We start from the raw sequence: 17,248 nt of genomic DNA on the forward strand, positions 1-17,248 counted from the left end.
AATTAAAAAAATCGAACCACTACAGGCAACATACACATAATGAGCAACATGGCCGATCCTTTATATAAGAGATCGGCTTTTATTTGTCTGGACTGACCTGCCAAAATTGCACGCCCAAAAGACATCCAGAACACTGCCGTAGGCAACAGCACCAAACTGAACGCCGCAAATACCAACACAAAATTAGTCGGATTGTTCCAGGTTTCAAGCGGTAGCACACCTGCAGCAAACAACAAGGCTTTGGGATTTTTGAAGGTTGAAAAAAACAGTTGCCGAGGTCGGATCGAATGATGACGTTGATTATGCTTTTCTAAATCTGAAGCTTTCCATAAATGAAAGGCCAGCCACACCACATAAATAGCGCTACAAAAATGCAGGATATGAATAAAGTTCGGCCAGACTGGACCACACAAATGAATGAGTAATGCCCACAAATTAATGGCATAAAAATAGCCAAGCAATTTTGCCGGAATAAACAGGCTGGTTTTGGCAATACCTTGTTGATGCGCCGAGCTTGCAAGTAATGCATTGGTCGGACCCGGAATCATCAGCACCGCAATCACTGCCAATACAAAAAGCCAACTCTCAATCATACATACCTGATATCACCCTTAAACTGGGGCACACCTTATATGAAACCGATAAAAAGTGACAAGTATTTTTCGACGAAAAAGCATCACCTGATGCGTTTAAAAAATGCAATAAAAACGATTAAGCAAATGATATTTATATGATTTATTTTGAAACATTTTACTAAGATTTAATCACCCCAGCCTTGATTAAAGAACAAGAATAGAGTGATTAATCGAGTAATTATTGAACTTTCTTACGAACAATAATAGGACAATTTTTGAATTGTGCTGCCTGCACTACTGCTTCTTGCTCGCCTAACAAACGTGCCAGTTCAGTATTTTTGGTATTTGAAGATTGTCCCATATTTACCGAAACACTCGGGCCAATTCCCCAACCGCCATGACTGCCCCAACCGCCGCCCACACCAACACCCACACCGACGCCAGTGCGTTTTGGTGCTTGCACACCATTGTCGATATATTGCTGAATACGGTTATATTCACTTTGCAATTGCTGGCAATTGAGTGCTTGATACTGGGTCGGAGAAACATAACTCGGTTTCACCGTCGTTGCACAGGCACCCAATAAGACCGTACTTCCCAGAAGGAAGCCTAGATAAATCGTTTTCATGAGAAATCTCAATGCTTATATATGCTCAATTTCATTGAACAACGATTGATAGGCTTGCGTCAATTTATGATCGGTTGCCAAATGGATTAAAGGCTGATTTTTCAGATGTGATTCCTTCATTAAAATGGAAGGCGGCAACATGCTGTCTAACACTGGCAAGCTTTCATCTTTCAGCTGTTGTACCACTTCACGCGGTAATTTAGCCTGCGCCTGAAACTGATTCACTACAATCCCTTCAATTTCCAGGCGATCATTATGATCATCTTGTGTTTCAATGACATTTTCAATCAGGGTCTGCAAAGCACGCTTGGAAAATACGTCACAATCAAAAGGAATCAGCACGCGACTGGCTGCAATCAGCGCCGATAGCGTAAAGAAGTTAAACGCAGGCGGAGTATCGATATACACCCGGTCATACTGCCCTTCCAGCTGTTGCAAGGCATCACGTAATTTATAAATCTTGTGTTTTGACTCTAAGGCATATGCCAGTGCACCCAAAGTGGGACTTGCAGGAATCACATCCAGATTTTTAAAAGGAGATTGGTGCACATAGCGCTCCAGACCTTTATCGCGGTTCTTTAAAATAGAACCAATGGCATTGCCTAAAAGCCCCTTGCTTTGGGTAGCTCCCAGCACTTCTTCAAAATAGTTTTCAATATTGGGTTCCAGCGCCGGCTTATCTACCGTATAGGTCGCATCATCCCCCAATAGATATTGACTGGAATTGGCTTGCGGATCGAGATCTATCAACAAGGTTCTCAAACCTTGATGTGCACTAATTGCCGCCAAGTTCACTGCAATACTGGACTTGCCTACCCCACCTTTTTGATTAAAAACCACACGTATCAGCATTGGAATCCCCTATCATTTATAGTTATCTATGAATTGCAGTTTAACCTACACGCCTTGCGACTAGAATAATTATGTCTAACAATTAACCAAAATTCGGCTTAATCATCACCAGACTGATGAGGGCAATCAGCGCAACCACCGCAATGGTCAAACCTGCGCGACGTTGTGCCAATAAAATGCTGTCATCTTTTTTATAAGCCTTAATCAAGGAAGAAAATAACACCAGAAACAGGATGATCTTGGCATAAAACCAGCTTTGTACTTCAAAATTCTTGATCACCAAAGACGTTAGCCCGGTCAGAATAATGATCGTCATAGCCAGATGCTGCCATGCCACCAAAAGTTTTCGTGCCACCGGATTCGGTTGATTACCCCGTACCCCAATAAATAAAGTCAAACCACGTGCAATGATTGCCCCAATCAATAGAGTCACGGCAATCATATGCACAATTTTAACGGTTAACTGCAAATCCATTGTTTAGTCTTCCTTCTTATTCAGCTTTTGGTGCATGCGCGCATTCAGGACTAGGTGTTGCTTGTCCTTGCCATTCCGATGGCACAAAAGCATGAATGGCCAGTGCATGAATACGCTCGGGAGCCAGCAAGTCCCCGGCAGCCGCATAAATTTTTTGATGACGTTGCACTAAACGTAAGCCCTGGAAAATGTCACTGACCACAACCACCTTAAAATGTGATTCTTTACCGGGGAAATAGCCGCCATGACCCGATGATTCGTTCACCACTTCTAAATGCAGCGGCGACAAATCTTGCAGGCGCTGAATCAGTTGCTGTTCTATATTCACAATAACACTCCCAAATAGCTCAATCTTTGGCTTCAGTATAACGTGTTCCGATTCAATCTTCGTACCAGCCCCATCAATCATTTATCCATTTCAAGCGAAAAGTCGGGTTTCCAATCTCAATCTTGTTTAGAAAATCAGCAAACCCGGGCAAAATGGTTTTATTTTATGCAATTGATGCAAGTTTTTTCACAAAGTTATTGACCCTATTTTTGCATAATGTATTATACACGGCATGCGGGAATAGCTCAGTTGGTAGAGCATAACCTTGCCAAGGTTGGGGTCGGGAGTTCGAGTCTCCTTTCCCGCTCAAAATTTTTTCATTTAGTTTTTTATTTAAAAAACTTTATAGACTCCGCGGGAATAGCTCAGTTGGTAGAGCATAACCTTGCCAAGGTTGGGGTCGGGAGTTCGAGTCTCCTTTCCCGCTCCAGATTCAAAAAAGCCCTGATCGAAAGATTAGGGCTTTTTTTATACCGGTAGCATACGCAACCCAACAAATCAGCACCATTTTGCATAAGCTTGTCATTATTTATTTCAACTGCTTAAAGATTCAGCACAATCGCTGCTTTTTAAAATAAAGTCCCCTTTTCAACTGTTCAGGCACTGTGTATAACAATGAACCGGGAATGGAAACCAATAAGCATAGGCAAACATCGTAAAAAAACGGTAGACTATGCAACAATCAATGTAAGCAAAATGTCGTTCAAGACAACAAGAAGGTGAAGCTTGATGCCGCTCAATACAGTTGAAGAGCTTGTAGCAGATATCCGTGCAGGAAAAATGGTTATCCTGATGGATGATGAAGATCGTGAAAATGAAGGCGACCTGGTCATTGCTGCAACTCACGTACGTCCTGAAGACATCAATTTTATGATCACGCACGCACGTGGTCTGGTTTGCCTCACCTTGAGTCGCGACCGTTGTCAGCAGCTCAACCTTCCTTTAATGGTTGATGCCAACGGTGCCCAACACGGTACCAACTTCACGCTATCCATTGAAGCTGCTGAAGGAATTTCAACAGGTATTTCACCTGCAGAACGTGCCCATACAATCCGTACTGCTGTAGCAGCCCATGCAAAACCGGCAGATATCGTTCAGCCAGGCCATATCTTTCCATTAATGGCTCAGCCAGGTGGGGTATTGCACCGTGCTGGCCATACTGAAGCTGGCTGTGACTTATCTCGTCTTGCGGGTCTTGAACCTGCATCTGTCATTTGTGAAATTATTAATGAAGATGGCAGCATGGCGCGCCGCCCTGACCTTGAAGTTTTTGCAGAAAAACATGGTCTAAAAATGGGTACCATTGCGGACTTAATTCACTACCGCATGACCAATGAACAAACCGTTGAACGCCTGGATCAACAAACCCTAGATACTGAATACGGTACTTTTGAATTATTCCGCTACCGTGAAATTGGTAATCCGGATATTCATTTGGCCCTGGTCAAAGGCGAACCGAAACAAGGTGTGACCACTGTACGTGTACATGGTTTTAGTCCAGCACGTGACTTGCTTAAAATCAACAAGCAAGATGGCGAACCTGCCTGGAATTTAGATAAAGCGCTGAAAACTATTGCAGATAGTGATCGCGGCGTATTGGTGTGGATTGGTCAACGCCATTTACAGGATCTAGGTCCTGCGCTGGAAAGTTTAGGTGCGCCAAAACCCACCAAATCAAATGCTGCGTTATCTCAGCAATATCAAACCATTGGTGTCGGCGCACAGATTTTACGTGATTTAGGCGTAGAGAAAATGAAGCTGCTCAGCTCACCTTTACGTTTTAATGCACTATCAGGTTTTAACTTAGAAGTGGTGGAATACATCACTGCACAACAAACATCTTAAGAAATCATCGAGGTTGCTATGGCAATTCGCCGTATTGAAGGTATGTTACATCTCGCTAGCGAAGGCCGTTATGCGATTTTAGTGGGTCGTTTTAATAGTTTTGTTGTAGAACATCTATTAGAAGGTGCAATTGATACATTGAAACGTCATGGTGTATCAGAGGATAATATCACCGTTGTTCACGCACCTGGCGCCTGGGAACTTCCAGTAGTGGCTAAAAAACTGGCTGCTGCCGATCGTTTTGATGCAATTATTGCCCTTGGCGCAGTAATTCGTGGTAGCACGCCTCACTTCGATTTTGTTGCTGGTGAATGTGCCAAAGGTCTAGGCGTTGTTGGTCTGGACACTGGCTTACCAGTAATTAATGGTGTATTGACTACGGATAGTATTGAACAAGCGATTGAACGCTCGGGTACAAAAGCAGGTAATAAAGGTGGTGAAGCTGCCCTTACTGCGATTGAAATGGTTAACTTGTTAAAGGCTATTTAACGCTATGTCGCAAACACTTCAAGCAACTTATGCAGCAAAACGCAAAGCACGTCGTTTTGCTGTACAAGGAATTTATGAATGGCAGATGAGCCACAATCCGGTACATGAGATTGAAGCACGTACACGTGTGGAAAATGCCATGCACAAAGTGGATCTCGGCTATTATCATGAATTGTTGACTCAAGTGGTTGCCAATCATGAAGCATTGGATGCGCTCTTAATCCCTGTGCTTGATCGCGAAATTGATGCGCTTGACGGCGTTGAACTCGCAACCCTTCGTCTTGGCGCGTATGAATTGAAAGAACATCTTGAAATTCCATATCGCGTGGTTTTAGACGAAGCGATCGAGCTGGCTAAACATTTTGGCGGTGCAGACAGCCATAAATACATCAACGGTGTATTGGATCGTTTAGCGACAACATTGCGTGCAGCAGAAAAGCAACAAGCCAACTAAATTTTAAGTAGACTTGTTGTATGGCTGAGTTCTCTATCATCGAAACCTATTTTAACCGTCAGACCAATTCATCTGTCGATTTAGGCGTCGGTGATGACTCAGCCTTGCTCACCCCTCCTCCACAGCAACAGTTGGTGATTTGTACCGATACTCTGGTTGCTGGACGACACTTCCCTCTCGATACCAATCCGCATGCCATTGGCTGGAAATCTGTCGCAGTCAATTTATCTGACATTGCCGCGATGGGTGCAAAACCGCATAGCATTTTACTGGCATTGAGCCTACCCCAAATTGATCATGACTGGCTAAAAGCGTTTAGTCAGGGTTTATATGATTGTTGCGATCAATTTGGGGTAAGTTTAATTGGTGGCGATACCACGCAAAGTCCTCATCTCACCCTTTCTGTTACGGCTCTGGGCTGGGTAGAATCAGGAAAAGCCATCACACGTTCCGGTGCACAAGTCGGTGATTATGTATGTGTGAGTGGACAAGTCGGTGATGCCGCGTTTGCTCTGGCTCATTTAGGCCATCCTTTACAAAAACGTCTGGACTACCCAACACCTCGCTGTCAACTTGGCCAAAGCTTAAAAGGCTTGGCCCATAGCATGATTGATGTCTCTGATGGCCTGGCCCAAGATCTTGCTCATATATTAGAGGCTTCAGGAGTGGGTGCAGAAATTGAATTGAATCAACTTCCTGTCGATGCGGCCTTAAAAAAATTACAACAAGAAATGCAATGGCAATATGCATTGGCTGGTGGCGATGATTATGAATTATGTTTTACAATTAGCCCGCAGAACTATCAGCAACTTTTGCAACAACAATTAGATGTCAACATTACGAAAATTGGAAAAATTACAGCAACATCCAAACTTCGTTTTGTTCAAAATGGTACAGAGCAAATATTAAAATTTAATGGATACCAACACTTTGCATAAACCTGCGATTCACTTTAAAGATATGTCCTGGTACAACCGCTTTATTGTTTTTTGCGGTGTCGGCTTTGGTTCAGGGTTGGCGCCCAAAGCCCCGGGTACTTTTGGTTCAGCATTTGCGTTGTTATTTGTGCCTATTTGGCTTGCAATTGGATTTTTCAACTCCATCATAGCCATGATTGTCATGTCCTTAATTGGCATCTATATTTGCGGACAAACCGCCAAAGTCATGGGGGTGCATGACGATGGACGCATTGTTTGGGATGAGTTTGCAGGGCAATCCATTACCTTTTTACCGCTTATTTATTTGGGAATGATAAGCTGGTTATGGGTATTGGTCGGATTTGCCTTATTTCGGTTGTTTGATGTTTGGAAACCTTGGCCTATTCGTGTGATCGACCGTCAAGTCGGTGGCGGATTTGGCATTATGTTTGACGATATTATCGCAGGCATCTGGGCAGCTCTATGCATTTACATCTATTTATCTTTCGTGATGGCTTAAGCTAAAACTTGTAGGATTACACATGTCTACTAGCGTTATTATTCTTGCTGCAGGTAAAGGAACTCGTATGCGTTCTACTTTACCAAAAGTATTACAACCACTTGCAGGACGCCCTCTTCTGGGTCACGTGATTGAAACTGCAAAAAAACTCAATGCAGCAAATATTATTACCATCTATGGACATGGTGGTGAGCGAGTTCAACAGGCCTTTGCGCAAGAAAATGTACAATGGGTTGAACAAGCCGAACAACTCGGTACAGGCCATGCGGTTAAAGTGACTTTACCGGTTCTTCCTGCAGATGGCGTTTCCCTTATTCTATCGGGTGATGTGCCTTGCATTACACAAGAAACATTAGAAAAGCTGCTCGCTGTTTCACGTGAAACAGGAATTGGCCTGGTGACATTAACTTTGGCCGATGCGACTGGTTATGGCCGTATTGTTCGTGAAAATGGCAAAATTCAGGCCATTGTTGAACACAAAGACGCAAGTGATGCACAGCATCAAATTAAAGAAATTAATACCGGCATTTACTGTGTCAGCAACGCCAAATTGCATCAATGGTTGCCAAAATTAAGCAATGAAAATGCCCAAGGTGAATATTACCTGACGGATATCGTGGCGATGGCCATTGCTGATGGCTTAGAAGTCGCATCGGTTGAACCAAAGCTTGCCTTTGAAGTTGAAGGTGTAAATGACCGCATTCAGCTTGCCGCTCTAGAGCGTGAATTTCAAAATGATCAAGCCAAAAAACTGATGCAGCAAGGTGTACATTTAATTGACCCTAGCCGTTTCGACTTGCGTGGCAATCTTACAGTCGGTCAAGATGTGCGGATTGACATCAATGTGATTATTGAAGGCGACTGCGAGTTGGGTGATCATGTCGAAATTGGTGCAGGCTGTGTGATTAAAAATACCAAGATTGCTGCCGGTACCAAAGTTCAACCCTACAGTATCTTCGATAATGCAATTGTCGGTGAAGATACTCAAATTGGACCTTTTGCCCGTTTACGCCCAGGTGCCAAGCTAGCCAATGAAGTGCATATTGGCAACTTTGTTGAAGTTAAAAATTCCACTATTGGACTGGGCTCTAAAGCCAATCACTTTACCTATTTAGGTGATGCCGAAGTCGGTGCAGGCTCGAATATTGGTGCCGGTACCATTACCTGCAATTATGATGGTGCCAATAAATTTAAAACCATTATTGGTGACTCAGCCTTTATCGGCTCGAACAGCTCACTGGTTGCTCCAGTCAGTATTGGCAATGGTGCAACTGTCGGTGCGGGTTCAGTCATCACACGCGATGTAGCAGAAAATAGTTTAGCCTTTGAACGATCAAAACAAGTGGCCAAAGAAAACTATCAACGCCCCCAAAAATTGAAAAAATAAGAGGATTATAAATATGTGCGGAATTGTCGGTGGCGTTGCTGAACGTAATATTAGCAATATTTTAATTGAAGGCCTGAAGCGCCTTGAATACCGTGGCTATGATTCAGCTGGTGTTGCGCTGATCAATGGCGGTCATGTCCTGCGTGAACGCCGTGTCGGTAAAGTAGTTAACCTAGAACAAGCCGTGAGTGAATCGAATATCGAAGGTTCACTGGGTATTGCGCATACCCGTTGGGCAACGCATGGTAAACCGACTGAAAATAATGCCCATCCGCATATTTCAGGTACCGTGGCTGTAGTTCACAATGGTATTATTGAAAACTATCAAGAACTTAAAGATGATCTTGAAGCACTAGGCTATGTCTTTACTTCACAAACAGATACCGAAGTTGTCGCGCATCTGGTCAATGATGCCTTAAAATCAACCTCTAGCCTTTTAGAAGCGGTTCAACAAGTGGTTCCACAGCTCAAAGGTGCATATGCACTGGGAATCGTACATACCGATCATCCTGATGAATTGATTACTGTGCGTGAAGGTTCGCCACTTGTGATTGGTGTAGGGATTGGCGAGAACTTTATCAGTTCAGACCAACTGGCCTTGCTTCCTATTACCAACCGTTTCATTTATCTGGAAGAAGGTGATATTGCACGTTTAACACGCAATAGCATTGAAGTGTTTGTAGATGGTAAATTGGTGAACCGTCCAGCAAAAGAACTGGACGCAACGGTAAGCAATGCATCTAAAGGTGAATATAAACACTACATGCTCAAAGAAATTTATGAGCAACCTGAAGCCATTCAGCAGACCATTTCCCAAGCCTTGAATGGCAATGATTTACGCGAAGATTTCTTGAAAAATGCGGTTGCTGATTTTGAAACAATTCAACAGGTGCAAATTATTGCCTGTGGTACCAGCTACCATGCCGGCATGATTGCAAAATACTGGTTTGAACAGCTGATTGACCTGCCTTGCCAAGTTGAAATTGCCAGTGAATTCCGCTATCGCACACCGGTGATTGTCAATAACACGCTGTATGTGTGCATTTCCCAATCTGGTGAAACTGCCGATACCTTGGCTGCACTGCGTGATACCCAAAAACGCGCTGCTGCAAAAAATTTAAACATTAGCACCATGACCATTTGTAATGTGGCTACCTCTTCAATGGTGCGTGAAACCAATCATAGCCTGTTAACCCTGGCTGGACCTGAAATTGGCGTTGCTTCAACCAAAGCATTTACCACGCAACTTGCTGCACTGATGCTGTTAGTTTTAAAAATTGGTCAAGTCAAGCAAACGATTTCTGCTGAACAAACCACAGCAATAATTACTGATTTATGGCATACCCCTAAAGTCATTTTAGATACTTTGCAACAAGATAAAGACATTTTGCGTTTATCTGAATTGTTTGTAGAAAAACAGCACTGCCTGTTTTTAGGTCGTGGTACCGAGTTCCCGATTGCCCTGGAAGGTGCACTGAAACTGAAAGAAATTTCATATATTCATGCAGAAGGTTATGCAGCAGGTGAACTGAAACATGGCCCATTGGCATTGGTAGACAATGACATGCCTGTGGTAATTCTTGCACCGCAAGACGACATGCTGGATAAACTCAAATCCAATATGGAAGAAGTTCAGGCACGTGGTGGTGAACTGTTTGTCTTTGCCGATGAAAACAGTGGCATTAAAGGCAAAGACCGTCAGCATGTCGTTCATGTGCCAAGTATCAGCCCGGTTCTTGCGCCTATTGTTTACAGTATTCCTGTGCAGCTGCTGTCGTACCATGTGGCAGTTTTGCGCGGGACAGATGTCGATCAGCCACGCAACCTGGCAAAATCGGTAACGGTTGAATAATAAATTTTGATATAAGAAGGCTGGGTAACCGGCCTTTTTCTTATAAAGGAAAAGAGTAAAAAACATGACACTGAGTTGCTTTAAGGCCTATGACATTCGTGGAAAATTGGGTGAAGAATTAAATGAAGACATCGCCTATAAAATTGGCCGGGCTTATGGGCAAATCTATCAACCCCAGACTGTGGTAATCGGTTGTGATATTCGTCTAAGCAGTGAAAGCCTGAAACAGGCGACCATTCGCGGTTTAAATGATGCCGGTGTGAATGTCTTAGATTTAGGTATGACGGGGACTGAAGAAGTCTACTTCGGGGCTTTCCATCTTGATGTTCAAGGCGGCATTGAAGTGACTGCCAGCCATAATCCAATGGATTATAACGGCATGAAACTGGTTCGTGAAAATGCACGTCCTATTAGCGCCGATACTGGTCTAAAAGACATTCAGGCTTTGGCTGAATCTGGTGAATTTGCTGATGTTGTGACTAAAGGTACAACTGACAAATACAACATTTTGCCAGAGTTCATTGATCATCTAATGACCTATATCACCCCTGCAAAAATTAAACCGTTAAAACTGGTCATGAACGCAGGTAACGGTGCAGCTGGTCATGTGGTCGATGCCATTGAAGCGAAATTTAAACAGCTCAATGTTCCTGTTGAGTTGATTAAAATCAATAATGAAGCAGATGGCAATTTCCCGAATGGTATTCCCAACCCGATTCTGGTAGAAAACCGTGACAGCACACGTGATGCCGTGATTGAGCATGCTGCAGATATGGGCATTGCCTGGGATGGTGACTTCGACCGCTGCTTCCTGTTTGATGAAAAAGGTCAGTTTATTGAAGGTTATTACATCGTTGGTTTATTGGCACAAGCGTTCTTGCTTAAACAATCAGCTGAGAAAATTGTGCATGACCCTCGCCTTGTATGGAATACTTTTGACATTGTTGAACAATACCAAGGTGAAGCGATCCAGTCTAAATCCGGTCACTCATTCATTAAAGAAAAAATGCGTGAACATAATGCGATTTATGGCGGAGAAATGAGTGCGCACCACTATTTCCGTGACTTTGCCTATTGTGACAGCGGCATGATTCCCTGGCTGTTGGCTACTTCTGTATTGTCTGAAACAGGACAATCTTTATCTTCACTGGTTGAAGGCATGATTGCAAAATTTCCATGTTCAGGCGAAATCAACTTTAAAGTTGCAAACACGCAAGCCACCATTCAAAAGATTTTTGATCACTTCGCTGCTCAAAATCCTGCCATTGATCAAACAGATGGCGTGAGTCTGGATTTTGGCGTCTGGCGTTTAAACGTGCGCGCTTCCAATACCGAGCCATTACTACGCTTAAACATTGAAAGTCGTGCGGATAAAAATCCAAAACCGATACAGGATTATGTAGATGAATTGACCCAGTTAATTCAAGGCAATAGCTAAAATAAAATGACAATATAATCGTAGATTTCCATCTTATAAGAAGAGCTCAAATCGAGCTCTTTTTTATTTTATTTCAAAAACCAGCCTTCAAATTTTATATCTTTTATTGACAAATTTTCCTGGCTGATCAAAATTCAGTACTTTGGCATAATTACCTGCAGCAGTCGCATTTTCGGGTATGTCTTTGGTCACTACACTGCCCGCGCCAATGGTCGCATTATCGCCAATTTTAACATTTTCAATAATGCACACATTCGGCCCGATATAGACATTATCGCCAATGATAGCCGCAGGGCCTAAATTTGCACCGATGGTGGTATATTGCGATAAATTCACATTATTGCCGATGGTTGCCGTTGGACTCACCACCAGGGGGCCGCCATGACCGATATATAAGCCAAAACCAATTTTGGTATTGGCATGAATATCGATGCCATACTTTTTCTTTTTATAATAAAAAACAGGATAGGCAAGCTTGGCTAACCAGGTTTTAGAACTGGCGATTCTGAGCCAGACACAAAAATTAAATCCTCGATTAAAAAAATAATTTTTAATAAAAGCGCTTAGTTTTTGATTGCCTGTATATCGATATAAATCACTCAAAATTAATTTTAAGATCATCGAATCCACCTGTCTGTTCATGATCTAGTCTTAGATAAATCCTTGAGGATTTTGTTTTTGCCAATGCCAACTATCAGCCAACATATCTTCTAAAGTATATTGTGGTTTCCAGCCCAACTCCGCTACAGCCCGAGCGTTATCTGCAAATGAAGTTGCCACATCTCCTTCACGGCGTGGTTCAATACTATATGCAACCGGCACATGATTGACCCGTTCGAACGTTTTCACCACTTCCAAAACCGAAGAACCCTGACCTGTGCCAATATTCCAGGCACGACAACCTTGAGTATTTAAACGATTATTCAAGGCACATAAATGCGCATTGGCTAAATCGACCACATGGATATAATCGCGCACTCCAGTCCCGTCAACGGTATCGTAATCATTGCCAAAGATAGACAGTTTTTCACGACGGCCAACCGCAACCTGGGTAACAAAAGGCATCAGGTTATTTGGAATACCTTGCGGGTCTTCTCCAATACGGCCACTTTTATGTGCACCGACCGGGTTGAAATAACGTAATAAGGCAATCGACCAGCGTTCGTCTGCCACGGATAATTTTTGTAAAAGCTGCTCTACAATCAGTTTGGTATAACCATAATTATTACTTGGCATACCTGTAGGCATGTCTTCATTGAGTGGCGATACATTGGCTTCATCATAAACAGTCGCAGATGAACTAAACACCAGCTTAAATACCTGGGCACGTTCCATTGCTTTCACCAGGCTAATTGAACCTGAAATATTATTTTCAAAATACTTCAGTGGAACTTGCTGGCTTTCACCTACCGCTTTTAAACCGGCAAAATGAATAACGGCATCAATGTGATGTGTAATGAAAATTTTATCTAGGATTTGCTGATCTAAAATATCACCTTCTATAAAATCCAGATTTTTAGCAGTTAATTGTTTTACCCGTGTTAAAGACTCTTCAGAGCTGTTCGATAAATTATCTAAAACAACAACTTCATGACCTGCATTTAATAATTCAACACAGGTATGCGAACCAATATAGCCTGCACCGCCCGTCACTAAAATTTTAGCCATGTGTTTTTCCTAATAATATCTTTAATAAACCTTGGGTTGAGGCATCTAAATCTGAAATATTCTGGCGATGCCCATTTAAAATCGGCAGCAGCTGATTGGCAATTTCTTTGCCTTTTTCAACGCCCCATTGATCAAAGGGATTAATATTCCATAGTACAGATTGCACGAATACTTTGTGCTCATACATGGCAATCAACATGCCTAAACTGTATGGATTTAATTCTTTGATCAAGATAGTGGTACTGGGCTGATTACCTTCATATTGCTTATATTCCGCTAAAGATGCGATTTCCTTTTGATCTAAAGCCTGATTACCAAATGCCAGTAAACGAGATTGAGCCAAGCAGTTCGATAATGCCAAATGATGCTGTTCGATCAATGCCTCTGCATTATCGACATAGGTAAATTGATTTCCGTTATAACGCTTAACCGGTGCAATAAAATCACTGCTTACAGATTGAGTGCCTTGATGGAGCAGTTGATAAAATGCATGCTGTGCATTCGGTCCCACTTCCCCCCACACAATCGGGCAGGTATCCCATTCAACTTTTTCACCACTGCGCTGAATCGACTTACCGTTAGACTCCATTTCCAGCTGTTGTAGATAAGCTGCGAAGTATTTCAAGCGACCATCATAGGGCAATACTGCATGGGTTTGAATGTCTAGGAAATTGTTGTTCCAGGCACCTAATAGACCCATCAGCACAGGAATATTTTTTTCAAACGGTGCTGTCTGGAAATGTTGATCTATCGCATAAGCGCCTGCCAACAACTGTTTAAATCCATCTACACCAATGGTTAAGGCAATAGGTAAGCCTATACATGACCAGAGTGAATAACGTCCACCGACCCAGTCCCATAACAAGAATTGATTTTCAGGAGCAATTCCCCATTCGGTCATTTTATCGGCTTTGGTCGATACCCCAATAAAATGATGTTTCAGAATTTGCGATTCTTGACCTAAAGATTTTTCCAGCCAAATACGGACAGTTTGCGCATTGGATAATGTATCAATGGTGCCAAATGACTTCGATGAAATGATAAATAAGGTCGTTTCAGGACGCAGCTTATGCAATAAATCTGAAAGTTGACTGCCGTCAATGGTCGATACAAAATGTGTATTTAAGGGTTTTTGCGTTGCTTTTTTAAAATCAGACAAGGCATGACTGACCATGAGCGGTCCCAGGTCTGAACCACCGACACCAATATTCACCACATCTTGAATGACTTCACCTGTCGCACCACGATATTGCCCCTCATGAATTTTATTGACCAGATCAAACATCCGCTCTAATTGTGCATGTACCTGCCCGGCAAGTTCAGGATGTTGAACTTCATGTTTAGGCAAGCGTAGTGCCCAATGCATCGCTGCACGCTGCTCGGTATAGTTAATTTCTTCACAAGAAAACAAGCGTTTAATCCATGGCGCCAAGTCTTGTGCATGTGCCCACTGCACCAGGGCTTGAATGACCTTTTGATCCACACGATGCTTGCTAAAATCGTAAACGATTGGCTCTAAAGCCACGGAAAAATGTTGAAACCGCTCCGTATCTTCTGCAAATAGTTCAGTTAGATGTTTAACCTCAAATTCATTTTTCAATGCATTTAAGTGAGTAATGACTGAGTTTAAATCCTCTACAGCATAAGGATGAACCTGTCCGACCATTAACGCCCTACTCCCATATAAGCAAAGCCTTGAGCTTTAACATAGCTTGGGTCATAAATATTTCGACCATCCAAAATCAGGGGATGCTTCATTATTTTGAGTAAGTCTGAATAATTCGGACTCCAATATTGCTTCCAAGCTGTCAATAAACAAAGCGCATGTGCATCTTGAGCAGCCTGATACTGGTCTGTACAGTAAATTAAATCTGAACGCTGTCCATACACTTTTTCAATTTCAGCCAGGGCTTGAGGATCATGTAATTTAACCACTACACCTTGCGCCCAAAGCGCTTTCAACATGACATGAATGGGTGACTGTTGGATACGAGCAGTATTTTCTTTAAATGCAGCACCCCAAATGGCGACAGTTTTAGCGGCTAAATCGCCATGGTAATAGTTCCATAATTTACGGAATAGAAGTTCTTTTTGCTGTTCGTTAATATCCCATACTTGAGAGAGCAACTGACTTTTGGTACCGGTACCTGACACGGTATTGGCCAGGGTTAAGATATCATGGCTAAAATTTTCACCGCCAAAACCTGTACCCGGGTATAAATAAGATGCGCCAATACGGTTATCTGCGGCCATTCCCTGACGGACATGCTCAATATCAATCCCTAGTTTTTCTGCAACTACAGCTAAGTCATTGATATAACTAATGCGTGTTGCCAACATGCCTGAAATGCTGAGTTTGGTGAATTCAGCATCGAGTATAGGCATAAATAAATATTGCTGTTCACGCGGGAATAATGGTCTTAATAATTCTTTGATTTTGATTTGACTGGACTCATAAACACAACCCACAATCAGCTGTTTGGCCTGAACCAGACTTTGTATAGCATTGCCTTCTTGAATAATATCAGGTAAATAGACCCATTCATCCTGATTGAGAATTTTTTCAAATTTCTCTGTGCCATGCAAACCTAAAGTTGAACCATTAATCATTAATTTAGGATGAATAATGCTGCGCTGTTTAAGCTCTTTTAAAATCTCAATAGCTTGTACTTCTTCAGTAGGATTAAAACTAAAGAGGTAAGCATCTATATCTAAAGGAATATCATTAAAGGTGCAGTATTTTAAAAATCCACTTTGTTGCTGCTTATCAAGCAATTGCTTGACTGCTTCATCTTGGGTATAAGCCTGCTCTAAAGTGGGCTTTTTCAGTAGTTCACACCAAAAAACTTGATGACCACATTCTGCCAATAAAGCTGCCAACACACCGGAGTAAAGGGTTTGTCCAAATACTGCAACTTTCATAGAAATTCCTAATTTAAAATTTAAGTTCTTTAATTAAGTCTTTAAATGCCTCACCAAGTTTGGGATGGTCTACACCATAATGTAATACTGCTTTTAGATAACCGAGTTTGCTGCCACAGTCAAAGGTTTGACCTTTCATACGATAAGCTTCAACGGTTTCTTCACGTTGTAGTTCTGCTATTGCATCGGTCAGTTGAATTTCATTCCCTGCACCCTTCGGCGTATTTTCCAATAGCTGCATAATCTTGGCAGGTAAGACATAGCGTCCAACCACAGACAAATTAGATGGTGCCGTACCCACAGCAGGTTTTTCTACAATGCCCTGCATAACAATACTTTTACCTTCTTCCGGTATTGAAGCGACATCCACAATACCATATTGATCGACCAAATGATCAGGCACAGCCTCGACCATAATTTGTGATGCTTGTGACTGGTTATAATGTTGAATCATCAAGCTTAAATCATTCAGCTCATCAGCGTCCTTCACCAGAACATCTGGTAAAAGTACTGCAAATGGCTCATTTCCAATAATATCCTTGACACAGAGTACAGCATGGCCCAAGCCCAAAGGCTGTGGCTGACGTACACTCACCACACTGACATGCGGTGGCAATATTTCTGTAATTTCTTTCAGTAGGTCAAATTTCTTTTTATTTTCTAAAGTCGTTTCCAGTTCAAAATTACGGTCGAAATAGTTTTCAATGGATGCTTTTGATGAATGGGTCACCAAGATAATCTGTTCAATGCCTGCCGCGACAGCCTCGCGTACCACATATTCAATTGCAGGACGGTCTACCACTGTCACCATTTCTTTAGGAATGGATTTACTGGCAGGTAAAAAACGAGTCCCCAAACCAGCAACCGGGAGAATGGCTTTTTTGATCATAATATTTAC

Annotated in this window: 18 protein-coding genes and 2 tRNA genes; 10 read left to right on the forward strand and 10 right to left on the reverse strand. The window is 42.4% G+C overall.

Translation table 11 applies throughout. From position 1 onward, the window contains the following. Positions 1 to 2: 2 nt before the first annotated feature. From B9T26_RS12780 to B9T26_RS12800, 5 genes are all read right to left on the reverse strand, one after another. Positions 3 to 593 carry a LysE family translocator gene (locus B9T26_RS12780; protein ID WP_086200056.1) on the reverse strand — a complete coding sequence of 197 codons (591 nt, stop codon included), beginning with the start codon at positions 591 to 593 and terminating at the stop codon, positions 3 to 5. 220 nt (positions 594 to 813) lie between these two features. Beyond that, positions 814 to 1,203: a hypothetical protein gene (locus tag B9T26_RS12785; RefSeq protein WP_086200057.1), complete on the reverse strand. Its 390-nt coding sequence runs from the start codon at positions 1,201 to 1,203 to the stop codon at positions 814 to 816. A 15-nt stretch (positions 1,204 to 1,218) separates the two neighbouring features. Next, a complete protein-coding gene (locus tag B9T26_RS12790) occupies positions 1,219 to 2,055 on the reverse strand; it encodes a ParA family protein (RefSeq protein ID WP_086200058.1) in 837 nt (278 codons plus the stop codon). Between the two features lie 82 nt (positions 2,056 to 2,137). After that, a complete protein-coding gene (locus B9T26_RS12795; protein ID WP_086200059.1) occupies positions 2,138 to 2,530 on the reverse strand; it encodes a SirB2 family protein in 393 nt (130 codons plus the stop codon). A 16-nt stretch (positions 2,531 to 2,546) separates the two neighbouring features. Next, positions 2,547 to 2,858, reverse strand: a complete 312-nt coding sequence (locus B9T26_RS12800; protein WP_086176527.1) for a BolA family protein — start codon at positions 2,856 to 2,858, stop codon at positions 2,547 to 2,549. 234 nt (positions 2,859 to 3,092) lie between these two features. Between B9T26_RS12800 and B9T26_RS12805 the strand changes: the two genes are divergently transcribed. The 10 genes from B9T26_RS12805 (at position 3,093) to B9T26_RS12850 (ending at position 11,760) form a co-directional block, all read left to right on the forward strand. Continuing rightward, positions 3,093 to 3,165: transfer RNA gene (locus tag B9T26_RS12805), tRNA-Gly, on the forward strand. A 47-nt stretch (positions 3,166 to 3,212) separates the two neighbouring features. Beyond that, positions 3,213 to 3,288, forward strand: a tRNA-Gly gene (locus B9T26_RS12810). A 299-nt stretch (positions 3,289 to 3,587) separates the two neighbouring features. Beyond that, complete coding sequence (gene ribBA / locus B9T26_RS12815) at positions 3,588 to 4,703, forward strand: bifunctional 3,4-dihydroxy-2-butanone-4-phosphate synthase/GTP cyclohydrolase II (RefSeq protein WP_086200060.1); 1,116 nt, start codon at positions 3,588 to 3,590, stop codon at positions 4,701 to 4,703. Between the two features lie 18 nt (positions 4,704 to 4,721). Continuing rightward, positions 4,722 to 5,192 (forward strand): 6,7-dimethyl-8-ribityllumazine synthase, encoded by a 471-nt coding sequence (gene ribE / locus B9T26_RS12820; protein WP_086176519.1) that lies wholly within the window; start codon positions 4,722 to 4,724, stop codon positions 5,190 to 5,192. Positions 5,193 to 5,196: 4 nt separating this feature from the next. Next, complete coding sequence (gene nusB / locus B9T26_RS12825) at positions 5,197 to 5,646, forward strand: transcription antitermination factor NusB (RefSeq protein WP_086200061.1); 450 nt, start codon at positions 5,197 to 5,199, stop codon at positions 5,644 to 5,646. A gap of 20 nt (positions 5,647 to 5,666) precedes the next feature. Continuing rightward, the gene (thiL, locus tag B9T26_RS12830; protein WP_086200062.1) at positions 5,667 to 6,584 is read left to right on the forward strand and encodes a thiamine-phosphate kinase; all 918 of its coding nucleotides are present in this window, start codon (positions 5,667 to 5,669) and stop codon (positions 6,582 to 6,584) included. Then, entirely contained in the window at positions 6,562 to 7,083 is a 522-nt protein-coding gene (locus tag B9T26_RS12835) for a phosphatidylglycerophosphatase A (RefSeq protein WP_086200063.1), read from the forward strand. Before thiL ends, B9T26_RS12835 begins: the two co-directional genes overlap by 23 nt. 22 nt (positions 7,084 to 7,105) lie before the next feature. Next, on the forward strand, positions 7,106 to 8,470 hold the full coding sequence (glmU, locus tag B9T26_RS12840; protein ID WP_086200064.1) for a bifunctional UDP-N-acetylglucosamine diphosphorylase/glucosamine-1-phosphate N-acetyltransferase GlmU: 1,365 nt from the start codon (positions 7,106 to 7,108) through the stop codon (positions 8,468 to 8,470). Positions 8,471 to 8,483: 13 nt separating this feature from the next. Further along, positions 8,484 to 10,322 carry a glutamine--fructose-6-phosphate transaminase (isomerizing) gene (glmS, locus tag B9T26_RS12845; protein ID WP_086200065.1) on the forward strand — a complete coding sequence of 613 codons (1,839 nt, stop codon included), beginning with the start codon at positions 8,484 to 8,486 and terminating at the stop codon, positions 10,320 to 10,322. A 64-nt stretch (positions 10,323 to 10,386) separates the two neighbouring features. Then, positions 10,387 to 11,760 carry a phosphomannomutase gene (locus tag B9T26_RS12850; RefSeq protein ID WP_086200066.1) on the forward strand — a complete coding sequence of 458 codons (1,374 nt, stop codon included), beginning with the start codon at positions 10,387 to 10,389 and terminating at the stop codon, positions 11,758 to 11,760. Positions 11,761 to 11,847: 87 nt separating this feature from the next. Here the strand turns inward: B9T26_RS12850 and B9T26_RS12855 are convergent, their stop codons facing one another. The 5 genes from B9T26_RS12855 to galU are packed head-to-tail and all read right to left on the reverse strand — an operon-like array spanning position 11,848 to position 17,239. Next, entirely contained in the window at positions 11,848 to 12,381 is a 534-nt protein-coding gene (locus tag B9T26_RS12855) for a serine O-acetyltransferase (protein WP_086200109.1), read from the reverse strand. A gap of 30 nt (positions 12,382 to 12,411) precedes the next feature. After that, positions 12,412 to 13,428 carry a UDP-glucose 4-epimerase GalE gene (gene galE / locus B9T26_RS12860; protein WP_086200067.1) on the reverse strand — a complete coding sequence of 339 codons (1,017 nt, stop codon included), beginning with the start codon at positions 13,426 to 13,428 and terminating at the stop codon, positions 12,412 to 12,414. Next, positions 13,421 to 15,094, reverse strand: coding sequence for a glucose-6-phosphate isomerase (gene pgi / locus B9T26_RS12865; protein WP_086200068.1), 1,674 nt, complete (start codon positions 15,092 to 15,094; stop codon positions 13,421 to 13,423). The genes galE and pgi overlap by 8 nt, the downstream gene beginning before the upstream one ends. Then, entirely contained in the window at positions 15,094 to 16,350 is a 1,257-nt protein-coding gene (locus B9T26_RS12870) for a nucleotide sugar dehydrogenase (protein WP_086200069.1), read from the reverse strand. The genes pgi and B9T26_RS12870 overlap by 1 nt, the downstream gene beginning before the upstream one ends. A gap of 13 nt (positions 16,351 to 16,363) precedes the next feature. Further along, positions 16,364 to 17,239: a UTP--glucose-1-phosphate uridylyltransferase GalU gene (gene galU / locus B9T26_RS12875; RefSeq protein WP_086200070.1), complete on the reverse strand. Its 876-nt coding sequence runs from the start codon at positions 17,237 to 17,239 to the stop codon at positions 16,364 to 16,366. Positions 17,240 to 17,248: the final 9 nt, after the last annotated feature.

It is taken from the genome of Acinetobacter sp. ANC 4169, from assembly GCF_002135355.1.
Taxonomy (GTDB): Bacteria; Pseudomonadota; Gammaproteobacteria; order Pseudomonadales; family Moraxellaceae; genus Acinetobacter.